The following is a 4,170-nucleotide window of genomic DNA, read 5'->3' as shown; positions in this document are numbered from 1 at the left end:
AACTCAATGTTTCAGGCGTATTTGCGAGGTCGCCAAATCTTTTGATTTGGCTTTTAGAACAAAATATAAAACAAAATGCAAAAGATTTGGCTTGTTGATAATCCGAAAATTTATTGATTATTTACAGCCCTACTTCTTTTATACTAAACGTTAGCCCACATTAAAAACAACAATGAGAAATTTAACTAAAATCTTGATTTTACTACCAATTTTATTCTTTGCTTGTAAAAATAAAACGGATAAAAATGAAAATACAAACGAAATGAAAACGGATTTCATCTCTCGAATTCATAAAACGGATTATGAAACGGACTCTTATAAATTGCTTGGAAAAACAGATTACAAAAAACATTTGACAGATTTTAATCAAATCAATTGGAGTGATGAATATTGGAAAGAATATCGAGATTTGACATTTAATTTTCCTGACCTAGAAGTTTTGGATGAAAAAAATGGAAAATATTTATCGATTTCAATGGCACCGAATACAGATGACACTTTTCAATTTTCAATAGGATTAGGAAATCATAAAGAAAATGCAAGCGGAGAAATTCCAACTCGAACAGTAAAATTGTACGGAACTGAATCGGAAAATAAAGAGCTTCCGAAGAAATTAATACAATTGATTTTTGATAGAAACTATGAACAAATCGAAAACGAATTGAATAAATTATTTTTGCTTGACGAAATTGAAGACTTATATATAAACCAATAATAACGTGGGCTAACAACGTATATAAAAAATTGCTATTTTGTGCTTAATCAAAAGGTCGTTGCACGTTTGCTACTTCTGATTTTCCTTCGGAAAATCCTCGCACGCAAACACGCAACTTTCCATATACCAAACCGTTGTCTTCAATGGCTCCAAAAAAACCTCTCGATAAGTGAAATATATTGAAGAAATTTTACTGTTAAATAAATTGCTATCCAATCGTGTCCTAATCTTTAATAGATACAGTAGGACAGCAAAAATACTATCAATTCTTCCATTTTTAATAGCCATACTAGCTTTTAGCATACTGATTTATAAATCGTTACCTGAACTAAATGTATATTATCTATTGCTCCTAATACCAATATTAATTGCGGCAATTTTGTCCTTAGCACACAACCAATATGCAACACAAAAAGTAATTGAAAAATATTACAGCTACGCACTCAAAAAAAAAGAGCGTTGGGATGCAAAAACAATTCTCAAAATCAGAAAGAAAGAGCTTATAAAAATACTAGACAGTAAAGATTTGCTGAAAAAGGATAATCTGCTTTTTTTAATTGATACCGTAAAATATCACAACCAAAATAAATATCAATTCAATTTTTTATGGAATTCAATTATAATTTTAGTTAGTATTCTTTTTGGAGGTTTTCTGAGTGGACAGGCTAGTTATAGTAAGGACTTGGACGAGTTTCTTGAACTTTATAAAAATTTTGCAATTGGAATAGGAATTTTAATAATTATGATCGGGACTATAGACAAGGCGATTATTAAAGACTTCTTTGAATTAGAAAAAAAATCGAAGAACAGATTGTTACGCACTTTAGAAAACATTTACCTCGAAAAATACACAACATAACCAAACGGTATTCACAACTAGACGGAGAAAAAAACCGGATATTGAACAGAAATTGCTTACTCGGGTGGTCGCCACAGAAGACAACAACGGCTATACGCAATGCGGGCTTAAGTCCTTGGGGCTGGGGTTCGGGCGTGTCTGCGGACACCGCCAAATCTTTTGGATTTGGCTTTGGCAAGAAAAAGATAAAGACAAACAAAAAGATTTGACTGATTGCGTGGAGGAAAATCAAGTTCCAGCCGACCCCGCACTGCGCATAGCCAAACCGTTAGGCATAATTTGAAAAAAAAAATGAGAAGTACATTAATAATTCTGGTTTCAGTACTAATTTTTGGTTGTGGAGCAAAAAAACAAACTACAACTAAACCGAATGACATTCTTGCGGAGGCACAAGAATTCATTAAAAATGAACAATGGAAACAAGCGGAACAAAAGCTTAATAGATTGATAACTTTATATCCAAATAATGCTGATTTATATTTTAAACGTGGATACGTTCGAGAAATGGATTTGAGATATGAAGAATGTATTCCAGACTTTACAAAAGCCATTTCTTTAAAGCCAAGTATGCACACAGCTCGAACTAATCGTGGTTTTGCATATCGAAATTTAAAGCAATACGAAAAAGCTATTGCAGATTTTACTGCTGAACTTACTGTAAATCCGAATGCATATTCCTACGAACATAGAAGTCACGTATATTATTTGACAAAAGAATATGGAAAAGCTTTGACCGACGTGAACAAATCAATTGAAAAAGACCCTAATAATTCAATTTCATTTAAAACCAGAGCGTTAATTTACAAAGCGACTGATTTAAAAGAAAAAGCCTGTTCCGATAAACAAAAAGCGTTAGAATTAAAACTATTAGAAAAATATCCAAAATATAAAACTGACATTTCTGAATTGAATGAATATTGTAGCGGATAAAAAACTATGCCTAACAACGTGTATAGCTCATTGCGGCTGAATTCCTAATCGGAATTCATTGCAATTTGCTATCTTGTTTCCTTAATCGGAAAATCATACTGATTTTCCGCAACAAGCCATACACAAATACGTTGTGTGCAATTAGAACAAAAATGAAAAAGACACTATTAATATTAAATATTGCTGGACTTCTTGGAGCTTTGATATGGTTAATGGTTGATGCAACTTGGGAACCATTAGTCACTTCAATTGGACTTGTCGGAGCTTTAATTGCCCAAATATCAAGTAATAAAAATTCAGCCGAAAAAACAGTTTTAAAACAAAAAGGAGGAAAAAACTCAAAAAACTATCAATCCAAAGGAGACATTAACATTACTAATAAATGATAAGCGATAAAAACAAAAAACAAGAAGGAGGCGATGGTTCTTCCAACATTCAAGCAGAAAATGTTAATGTTTACAATACCGGCATAACTTATTCAGATGCTAAAGAAATAGCATTAGATGTTTTTAAAACGAACTTTATTCACTTAAAAAACGAAGCCGCTCAAATTGCAGCAGAAAGAGCAGAAGAGATAACAGAAAATATTTTAAAAACTCTAAACGATAAGCATCCAGAATCTTTGAAAGAATTTGAGCAACCAGCAATGCAAGATGCTTTATTTACAGCACAAAAGGAATATGCCAAAAGTGGAGATAAAGATTTAGGAGATTTATTGGCAGATATAATTGTAGACCGTGCAAATGTCTCTAAAAGAAATATGCTTCAAATCGTTCTGGACGAATCATTGACTATAGCATCGAAATTAACTGTAGAACAGTTGGATACATTAACTTTAATTTTTCTATTAACAAGAACTCGAAGAATGGTTTTGAGGAATTATAACGACTTTCAAAATTATTTAATTCAATATATTTTCCCATTCGTTGAAAACTTAATTATTGATAAAGAACATTATAATTATTTAGAATATTTGAGATGTGGACATATTAGAACTGGTAATTACGGACAACTTGAGAACAATTTAAGAGAAACTTATAAAGGCTTTTTTTCAAAAGGATTTAAGATGGAGGAATTTGATAAGGAGTTTGAAGAAAACAAACCAAATGTGCAAGGTCTCATAATTCCTTGTTTCCACGATATTACAAAACTCCAATTAGGGGTTTTTGATGACCAAACTCTTGACCAACGAATGACCGAAAGAGGATTTAAAGATGAACAAAAGAATAAGTTGAAAGCATTTTTCAACAAAACAACTTTTTCACAAAAGGAGATTAAGGATAAGTTAATTGCTTTTAATCCTAAAATGGAAAAAGTTTTTAATGTTTGGAAAGACTCTTATTTTAATCAATTTGAATTATCCCACGTGGGAATTGCTATTGCACACGCGAATTACAGACGAAGAACTGGTGAGACTATGGACTTATCAATTTGGATAAAATAACTGCACACAACAATGGCTATAAGTAATTGCTTGTTCTCGCCTACTTCTGAAAATCCTCGCGGATTTTCAGTTTTGTGCGTACTTGCAAAGCTAAGTGCTAACCCACGCAACTACTCATAGCCGAGACCGTTGTAGCACATTAAACCAATCAACATACGAATGAACAAAATATTAGTTTTTTTATTCTTTTTAGCAATCGGAATCCTTTCCTGTAAAAATCCT

Annotated in this window: 5 protein-coding genes; all 5 read left to right on the top strand. The window is 32.1% G+C overall.

Going from position 1 to position 4,170, the window contains the following annotated elements; translation table 11 throughout:
* Positions 1–172: 172 nt before the first annotated feature.
* The 5 genes from K8344_RS13655 to K8344_RS13635 all read left to right on the top strand — a co-directional run bounded on the left by K8344_RS13655 (position 173) and on the right by K8344_RS13635 (position 3,948).
* Positions 173–715 carry a hypothetical protein gene (locus K8344_RS13655; protein ID WP_237609236.1) on the top strand — a complete coding sequence of 181 codons (543 nt, stop codon included), beginning with the start codon at positions 173–175 and terminating at the stop codon, positions 713–715.
* Between the two features lie 379 nt (positions 716–1,094).
* Entirely contained in the window at positions 1,095–1,574 is a 480-nt protein-coding gene (locus K8344_RS13650; protein ID WP_237609235.1) for a hypothetical protein, read from the top strand.
* 291 nt (positions 1,575–1,865) lie between these two features.
* Complete coding sequence (locus tag K8344_RS13645) at positions 1,866–2,504, top strand: tetratricopeptide repeat protein (RefSeq protein WP_237609234.1); 639 nt, start codon at positions 1,866–1,868, stop codon at positions 2,502–2,504.
* Between the two features lie 152 nt (positions 2,505–2,656).
* Positions 2,657–2,890 carry a hypothetical protein gene (locus K8344_RS13640; RefSeq protein WP_237609233.1) on the top strand — a complete coding sequence of 78 codons (234 nt, stop codon included), beginning with the start codon at positions 2,657–2,659 and terminating at the stop codon, positions 2,888–2,890.
* Entirely contained in the window at positions 2,887–3,948 is a 1,062-nt protein-coding gene (locus K8344_RS13635; RefSeq protein ID WP_237609232.1) for an LPO_1073/Vpar_1526 family protein, read from the top strand. Before K8344_RS13640 ends, K8344_RS13635 begins: the two co-directional genes overlap by 4 nt.
* Positions 3,949–4,170: the final 222 nt, after the last annotated feature.

The organism is Aequorivita xiaoshiensis, from assembly GCF_022008395.1.
Taxonomy (GTDB): Bacteria; Bacteroidota; Bacteroidia; order Flavobacteriales; family Flavobacteriaceae; genus Aequorivita; species Aequorivita xiaoshiensis.
The sequence above is the reverse complement of the archived record's forward strand: the minus strand, read 5'-3'. Positions and strand labels throughout refer to the sequence as shown.

Bases quoted from the DNA above. Each gene is read 5' to 3' on its own strand.
- K8344_RS13655 (WP_237609236.1), top strand. From the start codon at position 173: ATGAGAAATTTAACTAAAATCTTGATTTTACTACCAATTTTATTCTTT.
- K8344_RS13645 (WP_237609234.1), top strand. From the start codon at position 1,866: ATGAGAAGTACATTAATAATTCTGGTTTCAGTACTAATTTTTGGTTGT.
- K8344_RS13640 (WP_237609233.1), top strand. From the start codon at position 2,657: ATGAAAAAGACACTATTAATATTAAATATTGCTGGACTTCTTGGAGCT.
- K8344_RS13635 (WP_237609232.1), top strand. From the start codon at position 2,887: ATGATAAGCGATAAAAACAAAAAACAAGAAGGAGGCGATGGTTCTTCC.